We start from the raw sequence: 13,994 nt of genomic DNA on the forward strand, positions 1-13,994 counted from the left end.
CCCCGCCCCGCCGCCGTGCGCCCGCCGCCGCCCCGCCGCCGCCCGCCCCGCGGCGGCGCCGCCCCGCCGTTGCCCGAACGTCCGTACCGGACCTGCCCTTTCGGCACAAGCTCCGCACGCGTCCCTTCCGTTCCGGACCCCCGCCCTGACACCATCGTCCGCTACCCCGTGACGGAACGTCGGTGACCGCCGCCCCGCCCGACGGAAGGACCACGTGACCCGCCCCGCCCGCACCAGCCCATCCCGCGCCCCCGCCCGCAGCCGCCCCGCCACGCCCGCCGGCGAGCACCGGCCCGCCCCCTGGGTCCGCACCAGGCTGCGCACCCAGCCCCTCGCCGCGCTGCTCACCGCCGCCCTCGCCTTCGCCCTGGTGTTCCTGGCCGCGGCCTTCCCCCGGGCCCTGGACCGTGGCGCCGACGCCGCGCTGCGCGACTTCCTCCACGACCGCGGCCCGCTGGAGACCAGCCTGACCAGCACCGCCTCCGCACCCCTCGGCGACCGCGCCGAAAGTGCCGCCGACCTGGAGCGCGTGGCCGCCGAACTCCTCGCCGCCACCGGCCCCGGCTACTCCGTGGCGCCCTCCGGAGCGGTCTTCGGCGCCCAGGCCGTCCAGCACCGCGCCCTCGCCAACCCCGGCCTGGACCGCCCCGACGGCCGCTCCAACCCCACCCTGCACCTGCTCTACCTGCACGGCCTCACCGAGCACACCACCCTGGTCGCCGGCGCCTGGCCGGGCCGCTCCGCCCCCGGCGAGCCGATCCCCATCGCCGTCAGCCGCGCCGCCGCCGACACCATCGGCATCCGCCTCGGCGACGTCCTCCAGGACGACTCCGCCACCTCGCGACAGGTCCGCGTGAGCGGCCTCTACACCGTCACCGACCAGGCCGAGCCGTACTGGAGCGACCTGCCCTGCACCGGCCGGGCGTGCCTGGAACGCTCCCTCAGCGACCCGAACACCCGCTTCTGGCACACCGCCGGGATCGTCGGCGGCGACGACCTGCGCACCCTCGCCGCCTGGGGCGGCCGCCCGGCACGCGACTTCTGGCGGCTGCCCGTCGACACCGGCGCCCTGCGCGCCGACCGGCTGCCCGAGGCCCAGCGCGGCCTCGCCTCCCACCTGACCGGCCCCGCCGCCGCCCACCTGGGCGCGGCCACCGCACGCCCCGACCTGACGACCGTCTCCCGCCTGCCCGGCCACCTCGCCCAGGCCGCCGCCCGCCAGGGCGCCGTCGCACCCCTGGCCGCGATCGGACCGGCGGCCGTCGCCGGGATCGCCGGCATCGTCCTCGCCCTGGCCGCCGCCCTCACCACCGAACGACGCGGCGCCGAACTGCGGCTGCTGCGCGCCCGCGGCGCCTCCGCCGCCGGCGTCCTGCTGCGCCTGTGCGGCGAGGCCGCGGTGCCGGTGCTCCCGGCCGCCGCGACGGCCACGGCACTGGCCCTGTGGCTGCTGCCCACCCCGCGCTGGACGGCGGCCGTCACGGCCGCCCTGGTCACCACCGTGCTCGCGCTGTTCACCGTCCCCGTCCGCGCCGCGCTGCCACCGGGGCAGGACCGCCACCGGGGCCGGGCCGCCCGGCGCGTACGCCTGTGCGCCGAGACCGTCGTCCTCGCCCTCACCGCCGCCGCCGTGGCCGGTGAGCGCCGCCGCGGCGCCGCACCGCCCGGCGACGGCCCCGACCTGCTGCTCGTCGCGGCGCCCCTGCTGATCGCCCTCACCGCGGCACTGCTGCTGGCCCGGCTGCTGCCCCTGCTCGCCGCCGCGGCGGCCCGCGCCGCCGCCCGCGGCCCCGCACTGGTGGGCTTCCTGGGCCTGGCCCGCGCCGCCCGCGGCACCGGCGGCCGGCCCCGCCCCTCCACCCTGCCGCTGTTCGCCCTGGTGCTCGCCGTCACCACCGCCGGCTTCGGCTCGACCGTCCTGGACGGCGTCGGCCTCGCCCGCCGGCAGGCCGCCCGGCTCACCGTCGGCGCGGACGCCTCCGCCGCGGCACCGGCCGGGCGCACCCTGCCACCCGGCTTCGGCCCGGCCGCCGCCGCCCTGCCGGGGGTGGAGGCCGCCACCACCGTCCGGCTGGAGAGCGAGGCCTTCCTGCTCGAAGGCGTCCCGGGCGTCGGCACCGGCGTCGACCCCCACGCCACCCAGGTCACCCTGGTCGTCGCCGAACCCCAGGCGTACGCGCGGATCGCCCGCACCGTCGGGACGGGCACCTTCGACCCGGCCCTGCTCACCGCACCGCCCGCCCCCGACACCGCAGGGCCCGCCGTCCCCGGCACCGCCCCCGCCCCCGGCACCGCGGCGCCCGCCGTCCCCGCCCTGTTCAGCGCCGACCTCGCACGCCACCTCGGCCCCGGCGGCCACCGGCTGCGGCTGCCCAGCGGCGGCGAGGTGCTCGCCGTGCGCGCCGGCGCCGTCGACGCCACCCCCGCACTGCCCGGCGCCACCCGGCCCTTCATCGTCCTGCCCACCCCGGCGGCCACCGCCGTGCTGCCCGAACTCGCCAGGGCCACCGACTGGTTCGCCGTCGGCCGCATCGACGAGCCCGCCCTCGCCGCCCTGGTGCGCCAACTCCCGCCCTCGGACCTCGCCGACCCCGGCGCCCCGCCCACCGCCGGGCCCACCGCCTCCGCCGCCGTCGTCGGCAACGACCCCGACGCCCTGCGCAGCGGCTACCTGACCCGCACCAGCGCCGCCGTCACCGCCGACCTCGCCAGGGACCCGCTCCAGCACGCCGCCGCCCGCTTCTTCCGCCACGCGGTCACCGCCGCCGGGGCGCTCGCCCTGCTCGCCCTCCTGCTCACCCTGCTGCGCGCCGCCCCCGACCGGGCCGCCCTGCTCGCCCGGCTGCGCACCATGGGCCTGCGCTCCCGTCAGGGCCTCGCGCTCATCCTCGCCGAGACGCTGCCGCAGACCCTCACGGCCGCGGCCGGCGGCGCCCTCGCCGCGCTGGCCGCCGTCGCCCTGCTCGGCCCGGCCGTCGACCTGTCCGCCCTGGTCGGCGCCCCGGTGCCGGCCGGCCTGCGCCCCGCGGCCGGGCCGCTCGTCCTGCCGGCGGCGGCCCTCGCCGCGCTGGCCGCGCTCGCCGTCCTCACCGAGGCCCTGACCGGCGGCCGCCGCCAGGTCACCACCCACCTGCGGGCCGGCGACCACCCCTGACCGTCCCGGCCCTGACCGGCCCATCCCTGACCGTCCCGGCCGGGACGGTCAGGGCCGGAGCGGTGCTCAGGCGTCGTGCCGGGCGGGCGGGCGCTTGGCGGCGCGGCGGCGGCCGAGAGCGGTGAGGGCGCCGATGAGCGCGGTGGCGAAGGCGGCGATGTCGCCGGCACGCGGCTCATCGGCGCGGGCAACCTGGAGCTCCTGGTCCAGCACCTGGACGGGGACACCGCGAGGGCGGAGCGCCTGCGCAAGCGGGCGGCCGTCGAGTGGTCCGTACGTCCGGCCCCGGCCACTGCCCCGGTCCCGGCGCAGGCGGGCCCCAGGGCGCCCGGGCCCGCCGGGAACCGGCCGCTGTCCCTCTTCCGGGCCGGCTGCGGCGTGGGCGGTGCCGTCACGCTCCAGCGGACCGGGTCCGGCCAGCCCTCCCGGCCGCACCCGGCGGGGGACCGGCTTGCCGCCGCTGCGCCGAGGGACCAGATTGAAAGGGGTGCGGCCTGCGGCGACAGCCCGGAGAGGTGTGGCGATGAGCAGGGTGGTGGAGTCGATCGACGTGGACGTGCCGGTCCGCGTGGTCTACGACCTGTGGGCGACCTTCGAGGACTTCCCGCAGTTCATGGAGGGCGTGGAGGAGGTCAGGCAGCTGGACGACCGCCACGCCCACTGGCGTACGAAGATCGCCGGGCTGGCCCGGGAGTTCGAGACCGAGATCGTCGAGCGGGTGCCCGGGGAACGGGTCGCCTGGCGCACCACCGGCGAGAGCGTGAAGCACACCGGCACGGTCGACCTGGAGCCGCTCGACGACGCCCGGACGCGGGTGCGGATGACCATGGCCTTCCAGCCCACCGGCCTGGCCGAGAAGGCCGCCGACAAGCTGGGCATCCTCGACCGCCAGGTCCGGGGTGACCTGCGCCGCTTCAAGCGGTTCGTCGAGGACCGCGGCGCCCCGGCCGGCCCCGGCCCGGCCCCCGGCGGCTGACGGCGCCCGTCGCCGATGCCGTCGGCGGCGCTGCGCCGCCGTGGCGGTCGGGGCCGTTCCACCGGGCCGGGCCGGACTGCGGCTACGGCAGCGGCTGGGACACCACGCCGAAGTAGTTCCCGACGACGCGCTGGACGCCCGGGCCCGTCTCGGTGCCGTAGGGGACGTTCGCAGCCGGGCGCGCCCGCGGCCCCGGGCACGGCGGCCCGGACACCGGGCGCGCCCGCGGCCCCGGGCGGGCCGGAGCGGGAGCCGCGCCGCCGGGGCTCCGCTTGACCGGAGATCTGATTAGGCGCCATATTACTTCTCGTGACCCAGCATCCCGGGACCGGCCCCGTCGCGCCCACCCTCGACCAGGCCCGCCGCCAGATCGCCCGCTACGGCCTCACGGCCGACCCGCAGGCGGTCCTGGTCGCGGCGCGGCTGATGGCGGCCGGCGCCCGGATCGGCCAGGCCGGCGAGGTCCACTTCGGCCGCTTCGGCCTCTCCACCGGCCGCTACCGGCTGCTGGCCGACCTGGAGGACCACGGCGGCGAGAAGTCGCCCTCCCAGCTCGCGGCGAGCCTCGGCGTCTCCCGGGCGACCGTGACCGGCCTGGTCGACGGCCTGGAGCGGGAGGGCCTGGTGGCCCGCCGGCCGTCCACCGAGGACGGGCGCGGCAACGTGGTGATCCTCACCGCGCGCGGCGCCGGCAAGCTGCGCGACCTGGCACCCGAGCACTTCGCCCGGATGCAGGCACTGGTCGGCGGGCTCTCCCCCGAGGAGTGCGCCACCTTCCTCGCCCTGCTGGCCCGGGTGGTCGCGGGCATCGACGCACTCACCGAGGACTGACCCCCGGGGGGCCGGCCCCGAGGACTGCCCCCGGGGACTGATCCCGGGGACTGATCCCGGGGGAGTGGCCCCGGGGAAGCGAGCCCCGCTCGGGCGAGGCGGGCCGGGCGGCCCGCCTTCCTTACGGCCCAATAGTTAGGTGCCTAAGCACAAATACTTAGCTCCCTAATCACATCAGCAGAGAGGACAACCCATGAGCAAGAAGGCCCCCGGCGCCCCGCCGCCCTTCGTCCTGTGGCGCGAGGTCCTGGCCGCCTACGCCATGCCCGCCGTGACGGCCGGTCTCGGCGGGGCCGTCACCCGGCAGCCGCAGCTGGTGGCCGCGGCCCTCACCACCATCGGCGCCACCTCCGCCCTGGTGGCCGCCGCCCTCGGCGCCACGCTGCGCCGCCGCCCCGTCCGCACCCGTCCCGCCCGGACCCCGCGCGCGCTCGCGGCCGCCGTCCTGGGCCTGGCCGCCGCGGCGCTCGGCCTCGCCGCCGGCCTCGCCGCCGCCCGCTGGCTGCCGCAGGTACCGGCCCTCGCCCACAGCCCGTGGCCGCGCCGGCTGCCGGTCGACCTGCCGCTCTCCTCGGCGATCGCGGCCACCGTCACCACCTGGCGCTGGCGCGGCAGCCGCCCCACCCACCCCGCCCGCCCCACCCTCACGCCGGAGTACCGGCTCCCCACCACACCCCGACCCGAAAGGCAGACATCATGATCGTCATCATGGGCGCCGGCGGCGCCACCGGCGGCGCCACCCTGCGCAGCCTCACCGCCCTCGGCGCACCGGCCCGCGCCCTGAGCCGCGACCCCGCCCGCCTGGCCGCCGCACTCGACGAGCACACGCTCGCCCGCACCGCGGTCCTCCCCGCCGACGCCGCCGACCCGCAGTCCCTGCGGACGGCCCTGCGCGGCGCGCACCAGCTCTTCCTCACCATGGCCAACGGCCCGCACCAGGTCCGGTACGAGCTGAACGCGATCGAGGCGGCCGCCGACTGCGGCGTGCGGCACATCGTCAAGGTCTCCGCGCCCGCCGCCGAGCCGGACTCCCCCGTCGCCGTCTCCCGCGGCCACCACCTGGTCGAGGAGCGGCTGCGCGCCTGCGGCATCACCGCCACCGTCCTGCGGCCGTACGCCTTCATGCAGAAGCTGCTGCTCCTGGCGCCCGGCATCGCCGCCGCCGGAGTGGTGCACGGCGCGACGGGCCAGGCGCGGTGCAACTACGTGGACGTCCGGGACATCGGGGACGCCGCGGCCGAGGTCCTCACCCGCCCGGAGCTGGCCGGCGGCACGTACCCGCTCACCGGCGGGCGGGCCTACAGCCACCCGGAACTCACCGCACTGCTGGGCGGGCTGCTCGGCCGGCCGGTCCGCTACCTCGACCTGAGCCCGTCCGAGCTGCACGCCCACCTGGTCGACCGGGCCCGGATGCCGCACTGGCTGGCCACCCACGTGGTGGAGATCCAGCAGCTCGCCGTGGTCCGCAAGGAGACGCCGGACGACACCTTCCTGCGCCTCGCCGGGCGCGCCCCGCGCACCCTGGAGGCCTTCCTCGGCGAGAACCTGCACCGGTTCCGCTGACCACCCCGGACGGCACGGCACGGCACGGCACGGCGGGCCGGGCCGTCCGGCACGCGTTCCGGAAGCGGGGCGTCAAAGGCGAGGGGACGGACTACGGTCGGGGGGTGAACGAGTACGCGGTGCCCGTCCTGCCGAGCCGGGACCTGGACGAGACGCTCGACTTCTACGGCCGCCTGGGCTTCGAGTCCCGTGGCGCCCGGGCCGGGTGGCACGGTTACCTGATCCTGGTCCGGGGGTCCGTGGAACTGCACTTCCAGCACGATGCGCAGGTGGACCCGCTGGCCACGGCCGGCAGTTGCTACGTCCACGTGGATGACGCGGACGCCCTCCACCGGGCGTGGGCCGAGATCGGCGTCCCCCGTGACGACGTCACGGGCAGCCGTCTGACGGCACCCGCCGACACCTCGTACCGCATGCGGGAGTTCGCCCTCGTGGACCGCAGCGGGAACCTGCTGCGGATCGGCAGTCCGTCGCCCTCCCGGCCGTGATCATGACGGCCACTCGGTGACGGCGTCGGCCGGCCCGTCCGGCACGCCGACGACGCGGGACCGGCCGACGGGCCGGTGCGGCTTCGCACGCCACACCGGCCCGTCCTGCCTCACAGCGGGGTGAGGACGTCCTGGTGCGCCCCGTCGATGACGAGGCCGTTGTCCAGCCGGACCCGGACCGTCACCCGCTTCCCCTGGTCCCGGTACGCGGCCCACTGCGGCTCCAGCGCGGCGATCTCCGCCTCCAGCCGCCGGCGGCTCGCCTCCGGCATGGTGTGCCCGTAGTCCTCGAACAGCGCCTTGAGCCGCTGGTACTCGCGGACCTCCTCGCTCTCCGGGAGCTCCCCGTCCACCCGCTCCACGGTGCCCTCGGCCCCGGCCCCCAGCGAGAGGAACCCGACGACGGCCCCGGGCTCCCCGGCGACCGCCTCGCCGATCCCGATGTCCTCGGCCAACCGGACACGCCGGCCTTCCTCCAGGGTCATCCGTCCTCTGCCTCTCCGTCGATCGGTGCCGCCGGCGCTGCCGGCCCGCGGCCCCGGCCATTATCCGCCGGGCGCGTCACGGTGCCGGGACGCGGGCCGGCAGCGCCGGCGGTACCGTGACGCGCCCGGATGCCCGCCCGGATGCCCGCCCGGCCCGCCGCCCGCCCCGCCCCGGGCGTCCGGGCGGTAAACCGCGTGCCCCGCGGGCACCGGCCGCGTTACCCTCGGCGCCATGAACGTCACCGGCCCGAACACCGCCACCGCGCGAGCGACCAGCTCGCCGGTTGCCGCCGCCTGACGTACCCCCCTCTCCCCGGCGACCGGACACGGTCCGCCGGTGGCCCTGAGGCGTTCCCCTCCCCGGTTGCGAAGACCGCGCGGCCCTGTTGTCCGGTGCCTCCCCACCCGGCACACGCGAAGGGACCGCCCCATGAACACCGACCAGCTCGTCCGCACCTTCACCGAGTACTACGAGGAACGCGGCCACCGCCGGATCACGGGCTCGACACTGCTGCCCCCGCCCGGCGACCCGGTGCTCTTCACCACCTCCGGCATGCACCCCCTCACACCCCACCTGGAGGGGCGCCCGCACCCGCTCGGCAGGCGGCTGGTCAACGTCCAGCGCTGCCTGCGCACCACGGACCTCGACGAGGTCGGCGACCCCACCCACCTGACCGTCTTCGAGATGCTCGGCACCTGGTCCCTCGGCGACTACGAGGGCCCGCAGAGCCTCGACTGGGGCTACGGCCTGCTCACCGACGGGTTCGGCATCGATCCGGGCCTGCTCCACGTCACCGTCTTCGGCGGCGACGACCAGGTCGGCCCGGACACGAGCTCGCTGGAGCTGTGGCAGGACCTCGGCGTGCCGGTCGAACTCACCGCCGAGGACAACTGGTGGTCCAACGGACCCACCGGCCCGTGCGGCCCGGACTCGGAGATCTTCCTGTGGACCGGCGACACCCCGCCGCAGTCGACGCCCACCCGGGACGACCGCTGGGTGGAGGTGTGGAACCACGTGATGATGCGCCACCGGCGCCTCGACGACGGCACGCTCGTCCCGCTTCCCCAACGCAACATCGACACCGGACTCGGCCTGGAACGGCTCTCCTCACTGCTGCAGGGCCGCTCCTCGGTCTTCGGCAGCGACGTCTTCGACCCCTGGCGCCGCCTCGTCCCGCCCCTGTGGCGGCTGGACGAACCGTCACTGCGACTGGTCTGCGACCACCTGCGCTCGGCCATCGTCGTCATCGGCGACGGCGTCCGCCCGTCCAACACCGGCCGCGGATACGTGCTGCGCCGCCTGGTGCGCCGGGTGCTCACCGTGCTGCGCCAAGGCGACCCGCAGCGCGGACTCGGCGACCTGCCGGTCGAGTTGGTCCGGCACACCCTGGACCGCTTCCGCCAGGACGTGGACCCGCAGTCCGTGCGCCAGGTGCTGCTCGACGAGGAACACCGGTTCGGCCGCCTCCTGGACCGCGGCCGCCAGGTGCTCTCCCGCCCCCGCTTCCGCGGCCCGCTGACCGAGGACGACCTCCACTACCTCCACGACACCCACGGCCTGCCACGCGAGCTGGTCCTGGACCTGCGGCCGCAGTGACGACCCGGGCCACGGCACCGGAGCCGAACGGTTCTCGGGACGTGACCACCCTGCGCGGTGGATCCCCGGCAACGAGGAACGGGATCCACCGCGCAGCCGGACCGCGGACCCGCCGCACGCGCCGCGGGCCGGCCCGCCACCAGGCCGGAGCCGGCCGACCGGCTGGGAGCCGGCCGGGGCCGCCCGGGGCCGCCCGGGGCCGCGAAGGGTGCACGGCCCCGGGGTTCACCCCCGGGTGTCCCGGGCGGCCGTGTCGTTGTGGATCAGCTCGGCCGTCTTCAGCAGGAGGCGGAAGTGCTCGTACGCCTGGGGGAAGTCCCACGGACGTCCCAGCCGGGCGACGTGCCGGCGCAGTTGCGGCAGGCGGTCCGCGATGGCGTCCCGCCGGCCGGCGTCGAGGTCCGCGCCGTTCGCGAGGTAGGCCGAGGCGCAGCCGGCCAGCCACGTGTCCAGCTCGGCCAGGGCGTCCTTGTCCTCGGCCGGGACGTCGGGGAAGGGGGAGCGGTGGTGCACGGCCCGCAGCCGCCCGACCTCGCCGAGAACCGCCTGCCTCCCTTCGGGTCCGGGCCACCTCCACCCGAGCAGGTGGCGCGTCTCGGCCCGGCGCGGAGTGCGCCGGTGCCGGGCCTTCTCGGCGCCGCGGCGCTCCGCGAACGCCTCCATCTCCCCGATCCACACCGTGCGGCTGGCCTCCAGCCGATCCAGGGCGTGCAGCAGTGCGGCCTCGTCCTTCCCGAGGTCACCTGCCGCGCTCAGGTACGCCCACGTCCCGTTGAACCCGAGCGGGCAGTAGCAGCCCACGGCATTCCTCAGGGCCCGGTGGCGCCTGCCGAAGGGAAGACCACGGTCACGCACGCGCCCGGCGTACACGCGAAAGCTCATGGGCCGCATCATCTCCCGGTCCCGGTCCTCGCCGCCTCCGGGTTCCCGGCGGGCAATCCGGTCAACGGTTCTTCCCGGGCAGCCGGCCGCCGGCGGGAGCCGCTCACGGCCGGCCCGCCCCGGAGGGGAGCCCCCGTCAGGACTCCGGGGGCGGGCCGCCGTGCTCGATCTCGTGGATGAGCCGCTTGAGCTGGGTGACCTCGTCCCGCAGGGCGCGGTCGCCGGCCGGGGTGAGGGAGAGCCAGGTGCGGGCACGTCTGCCCTCGTAGCCCTTCTCGATGTCGACCAGTCCGGCCTTCTCGAGGACGGCCAGGTGCTGGCTGAGGTTTCCGGCGGTCAGGCTCAGCGCCGTGCGCAGGAAGCCGAACTCGACCCGGCGCGCCTGGTGGGCGACCGTGAGGATGCCGAGGCGGACTCGCTGGTGGACGACGTCGTCCAGGCCGGTGACGGGATGCGGGTCGGGCCGAGCGGTCATGACGCGGCACGTCGGCGGGGCCGCTGGGCCAGGCCGAAGCCGAGCGCGCCGAGCAGGAGGAGTACACCGGGGACGGCGAAGTGGGGCAGGGCGGACCAGGGCGAGGCGGGGGCGATCCCCGCCCAGCCGGTGGTGAGCGGCACCAGCTCGACGGCCAGGTACACCGCGGCGAGCAGCGCCAGGGCGAGGCTGCGCTCCACCCAGGACAGCACCAGCAGCGGCAGCCCGACCGCCGTGGCGTTCCCGGCGAGCCGTTCGAGGAACATCGTCGTCCCGGAACCGGGGTCGAGGTGCAGACCCCAGAAGTCGACCGGGGCGCCGGGCTGCGGCAGACCGTGGCGCAGGCTCCACAACGCGGTTGCACCCGCCAGGCCGACCAGGACGATCCCGGTGGTGACGTACGGCCTGACCGCAGTGCCGACCCCGCGGTTGCGGGAGCGGCGGATGTAGAAGAACGCCGTCGCGGCGTAGGCCAGGGCGAGCCCGACGGGCCAGTACACCGCCGAGCCCTGCGTGATCAGGGTGCAGCCGCCGCCCGCCGCGGCGTCACCCGCCGGGCAGGGCACGGTCTCGACCCTGAAGGTCAGGCGGCCGACCAGGATTCCGCCCAACGTGAGCACGCCCAGCAGCAGGAGGGGGAACCAGGTGCCGCGCTGAACGGCGCGGACCTGGCGGGTCAAGTTGCCGAGGTCGGACAGGAGTTCACGGGGTGTCACCGACGAAGGCACTGATGCGTCTGTCATGAAATCAGCTTTGCATCACAAACCAGTTGTGACAAGAGAGCTGCGCGCACCGCAGGACCCGGAGACCGGCTGACGGCAGGTCAGCTGGAGTACGCGCCGCCGCTGTGGATGTCCACGCAGGCCCACACGTTCGGGGTGTCGGTGAAGCTGCCGCACAGACGGCCCCAGGCGACCTCGATGTCGGTCCACTCGGCGGTGATCCTCCCGTCGCGGGCGGTGCCGGTCATCCGCTCGTGGACCTCGACCTGCTGGTCGCCCTCGTGGAGGAGTGCGGTGGACCTGGTCGCCTTGCCCGGGTTGGTCCACGTCACCGTCAGGCGCCGCGCCCAGTCGTCGTGCCCGTCGATGGCGATGCAGACCTTGGGGCCGGACCAGTTGTGGGTGCAGGCGTCACTGCTGCGCCGGCCCGCTGCGGCGCCGGCCGGTGCGGCGGTGGCGAGCAGGACGATGGCGGCCGCGGACGCGAGTGCTGCGGCCCTGGCGACGACCGGGTGCATCAGGTCCTCCTTCTTCCCTGGGGTGTGTGCCCGCCGCTCTGTTTGCGGTGGGCACTCGGGTTGAACGAGGGGCGTGCGATGCCGTTGCGGCGGTCCACCCGGACGGCGGAGCGCCCCGGTGCGGCGCTGACGCCGGGAGCCGGACGCCGGCCCGGCCGGGGGAGGGGCCGGCGTGGTTCCCCGCGCGGCGTCCGCCTCGCTTCACTGCAACGATCCGAAGCAGCTGTCGTTGCGGCGACATCACCGCCCGCACCATCTGAAAACCCGCCGCGGCCACGCCTGCGGGCCGCCCGGCACGGTGCGAACGGCGGGCCGGCGGCGGACGTTCCGGGCCGGACCGGCCGGAGGCGGTGGGCGCCAACCGGTCGGCCGGGCCACCGGCAGGCCGACGGCAGTGCCCTGGCGCATCGGCGGTACCCCACGGCCCGGCGCGGCGGCGGAGAACTGCCGCGGACATGTGAACGGGCACGGGAGCGGGCACGGGAGGTGGCGCGGCCACGGGCATGGGTGCGGGCGGATGGCGAACGGTCAGCGGGCGCTGCCGAGGTTCCGGTCGCCGTCGGCGCCTTCGAGCATGAGGGTGGTCTCCTCGATGCGGCGGAAGCGGCCGTCGGGCGCGAACTCGGCGAAGACGTAGACCTCCATGCGGACGGTGGACCCGTCGGCCTTGACGACCTCCATCGTGTGGCGGTCGGCGTACCGGTCGCCGGAGGCGAGCTCGTCGTGGACCTCGACCGACCCGTCGGCGACGACCGTGCGCAGGTGGGCGATGTGGGCGAGGAACTCCGTGCGGTCCGCCCAGCTGCCGTCGGTGCGCTGGCGGTAGTCGGGGGCGAAGTGCCGGTCGGCGGCCTCGTCCAGGTCGAGGCCCGGGGTGAGGAGCAGGTCGGTGAGGGCGGCGCGGATGTCGGTGTGGTTCACGGGGATTCCTTCGGATGGGGGCGGGAACGGCCCGCCGTGGATCGACCGGAGATACGTGCCTTAAGCACGCTTATGACGGTACAGGGAAAGCGTGCGTCGCGCACGCTAATCTGAAGGGGTGAAGAACTCGACGGGACACGACATCGCCGACGCCCTCGGACTGCTCCTGCGGCGCAGCACCCGGGCCCGCCTCTACACCCGGCTGACGGAGGGGTTGGGGGAGGCGGTCGACGACCTCACCTACCCGGTCCTCAGCGGCCTGGCCCGGACCGGCGCGTGCAGCGCCGCCGACCTCGGCCGCGAGATCGGGCTCGACCGCACGACCGTCACCCGCCGCGCCGACCGCCTGGAGCGGGCCGGGCTCCTCCAGCGTCAGCCCGACCCGGCCGACGGCCGCGCCACGCTGCTCGCCCTCACCGACGACGGCCGCACCGTCGTCGCGGCCACCAGGCAGCGGCTCGCCACCGGCATCGAGGACTCGCTCGCCACCTGGCCGCAGGCCGACGCCCAGGCCTTCGCCCGCCTCCTGCGCCGCTTCGTCGACGAGGGGCCCTTCGCCCCCGACCACGACTGACCGTCACCACCCACCGTGCGTCCCGGTTCGGCCCGCCGCCGGGCTGCCCGGCCTGGGGATCGCCTGCCCTGTCCGTCACGGGCGGTGTGTGCGGGCGGTGTGTACGGGTGAGCGGGGCGGGGTCTACCGGTTCGCCCAGGGGAGGTTCCAGCCGCCGAGCCCGTTGTCGGGGGCGACGGTCTTCTCCCTCGTGTTCACGACCGTGACGATGTCGCCGATCAGCGAGCCGTTGGAACCGTTCGTGCCGCGTCTCGCCCTGCGCGCGTCTCGCCCTGCGCGCGTCTCGCCCTGCGCGCGTCTCGCCCTGCGCGCGTCTCGCTCCGCGCCCGCGCGCAGGGCCATGGGCGGCGCCGATCGCCGGCGAACCGAGGGAGCCGTGCGGCGCGTTCACCCCGGCGGGCCGTCATCGTCGCCGGGGGCCGGGCCGGCGGCCCGGGCAGCCCGGGGGCACGGCGGGGGAGCCGGGGGGCGTCGGCACGGCCGGCCGTCCCGCCCCGGGTCCTGCCGACGCCCCGGGTCCTGCCGACGCCCTGGGGGACGGCCGGGCCCTGGTGGTGATGCCGAAGCGGACGGCGGGAGGCCGCCTCCGCCACCTCCCGCCGTCGCCCTGACCCGGTATCACCTGCACGGACGCCTGCCCGCCGCCGGCAGGCGGCCCGCGGGAGGGGCCGCGACCGTTCCCCGCACGGCGTTCACTTCACTCCATTGCAACGACTCCGGTAGCTGTCGTTGCGTTAGATTTGATCCCAGTGCAACGATTTCATCGCTCTGAGCTGCACTGATGCTGCTATCGCGCAACGAACAAGTT

15 protein-coding genes are annotated in these 13,994 nt (G+C 76.4%); 8 read left to right on the forward strand and 7 right to left on the reverse strand.

Annotated features, from left to right (window positions below; genetic code table 11):
• Positions 1-214: 214 nt before the first annotated feature.
• Positions 215-3,154 carry a hypothetical protein gene (locus J5Y04_RS15660; RefSeq protein ID WP_209412631.1) on the forward strand — a complete coding sequence of 980 codons (2,940 nt, stop codon included), beginning with the start codon at positions 215-217 and terminating at the stop codon, positions 3,152-3,154.
• Positions 3,155-3,220: 66 nt separating this feature from the next.
• On the opposite strand, the gene J5Y04_RS15665 is transcribed toward J5Y04_RS15660, so the two are convergent.
• Positions 3,221-3,367: a hypothetical protein gene (locus J5Y04_RS15665; protein ID WP_209412632.1), complete on the reverse strand. Its 147-nt coding sequence runs from the start codon at positions 3,365-3,367 to the stop codon at positions 3,221-3,223.
• Between the two features lie 310 nt (positions 3,368-3,677).
• On the opposite strand from J5Y04_RS15665, the gene J5Y04_RS15670 reads away from it, so the two are divergent.
• The 5 genes from J5Y04_RS15670 to J5Y04_RS15690 all read left to right on the forward strand — a co-directional run bounded on the left by J5Y04_RS15670 (position 3,678) and on the right by J5Y04_RS15690 (position 7,012).
• A complete protein-coding gene (locus J5Y04_RS15670; protein WP_209412633.1) occupies positions 3,678-4,130 on the forward strand; it encodes an SRPBCC family protein in 453 nt (150 codons plus the stop codon).
• 309 nt (positions 4,131-4,439) lie between these two features.
• On the forward strand, positions 4,440-4,961 hold the full coding sequence (locus J5Y04_RS15675; RefSeq protein ID WP_209412634.1) for a MarR family winged helix-turn-helix transcriptional regulator: 522 nt from the start codon (positions 4,440-4,442) through the stop codon (positions 4,959-4,961).
• 193 nt (positions 4,962-5,154) lie between these two features.
• Entirely contained in the window at positions 5,155-5,661 is a 507-nt protein-coding gene (locus J5Y04_RS15680; RefSeq protein WP_209412635.1) for a hypothetical protein, read from the forward strand.
• Positions 5,658-6,524 carry an NmrA family NAD(P)-binding protein gene (locus J5Y04_RS15685; RefSeq protein WP_209412636.1) on the forward strand — a complete coding sequence of 289 codons (867 nt, stop codon included), beginning with the start codon at positions 5,658-5,660 and terminating at the stop codon, positions 6,522-6,524. Before J5Y04_RS15680 ends, J5Y04_RS15685 begins: the two co-directional genes overlap by 4 nt.
• A gap of 104 nt (positions 6,525-6,628) precedes the next feature.
• The gene (locus J5Y04_RS15690; protein ID WP_209412637.1) at positions 6,629-7,012 is read left to right on the forward strand and encodes a VOC family protein; all 384 of its coding nucleotides are present in this window, start codon (positions 6,629-6,631) and stop codon (positions 7,010-7,012) included.
• 110 nt (positions 7,013-7,122) lie between these two features.
• Here J5Y04_RS15690 and J5Y04_RS15695 read toward each other — a convergent pair whose 3' ends face one another.
• On the reverse strand, positions 7,123-7,497 hold the full coding sequence (locus tag J5Y04_RS15695; protein ID WP_209412638.1) for a hypothetical protein: 375 nt from the start codon (positions 7,495-7,497) through the stop codon (positions 7,123-7,125).
• Positions 7,498-7,927: 430 nt separating this feature from the next.
• On the opposite strand from J5Y04_RS15695, the gene J5Y04_RS15700 reads away from it, so the two are divergent.
• Complete coding sequence (locus J5Y04_RS15700; RefSeq protein ID WP_209412639.1) at positions 7,928-9,094, forward strand: alanine--tRNA ligase-related protein; 1,167 nt, start codon at positions 7,928-7,930, stop codon at positions 9,092-9,094.
• 225 nt (positions 9,095-9,319) lie between these two features.
• Here the strand turns inward: J5Y04_RS15700 and J5Y04_RS15705 are convergent, their stop codons facing one another.
• The 5 genes from J5Y04_RS15705 to J5Y04_RS15725 form a co-directional block, all read right to left on the reverse strand.
• Positions 9,320-9,976, reverse strand: a complete 657-nt coding sequence (locus J5Y04_RS15705; RefSeq protein WP_209412640.1) for a hypothetical protein — start codon at positions 9,974-9,976, stop codon at positions 9,320-9,322.
• 136 nt (positions 9,977-10,112) lie between these two features.
• The gene (locus J5Y04_RS15710) at positions 10,113-10,451 is read right to left on the reverse strand and encodes a transcriptional regulator (protein ID WP_209412641.1); all 339 of its coding nucleotides are present in this window, start codon (positions 10,449-10,451) and stop codon (positions 10,113-10,115) included.
• Positions 10,448-11,194 carry a hypothetical protein gene (locus J5Y04_RS15715; RefSeq protein WP_209412642.1) on the reverse strand — a complete coding sequence of 249 codons (747 nt, stop codon included), beginning with the start codon at positions 11,192-11,194 and terminating at the stop codon, positions 10,448-10,450. Before J5Y04_RS15715 ends, J5Y04_RS15710 begins: the two co-directional genes overlap by 4 nt.
• Before the next feature lie 80 nt (positions 11,195-11,274).
• A complete protein-coding gene (locus tag J5Y04_RS15720) occupies positions 11,275-11,691 on the reverse strand; it encodes a hypothetical protein (protein WP_209412643.1) in 417 nt (138 codons plus the stop codon).
• 528 nt (positions 11,692-12,219) lie between these two features.
• Positions 12,220-12,612: a nuclear transport factor 2 family protein gene (locus tag J5Y04_RS15725; RefSeq protein ID WP_209412644.1), complete on the reverse strand. Its 393-nt coding sequence runs from the start codon at positions 12,610-12,612 to the stop codon at positions 12,220-12,222.
• 118 nt (positions 12,613-12,730) lie between these two features.
• On the opposite strand from J5Y04_RS15725, the gene J5Y04_RS15730 reads away from it, so the two are divergent.
• A complete protein-coding gene (locus J5Y04_RS15730; protein ID WP_209412645.1) occupies positions 12,731-13,186 on the forward strand; it encodes a MarR family transcriptional regulator in 456 nt (151 codons plus the stop codon).
• Positions 13,187-13,994: the final 808 nt, after the last annotated feature.

This window comes from Kitasatospora sp. RG8, assembly GCF_017813315.1.
In the GTDB taxonomy this organism is placed as follows: Bacteria; Actinomycetota; Actinomycetes; order Streptomycetales; family Streptomycetaceae; genus Kitasatospora.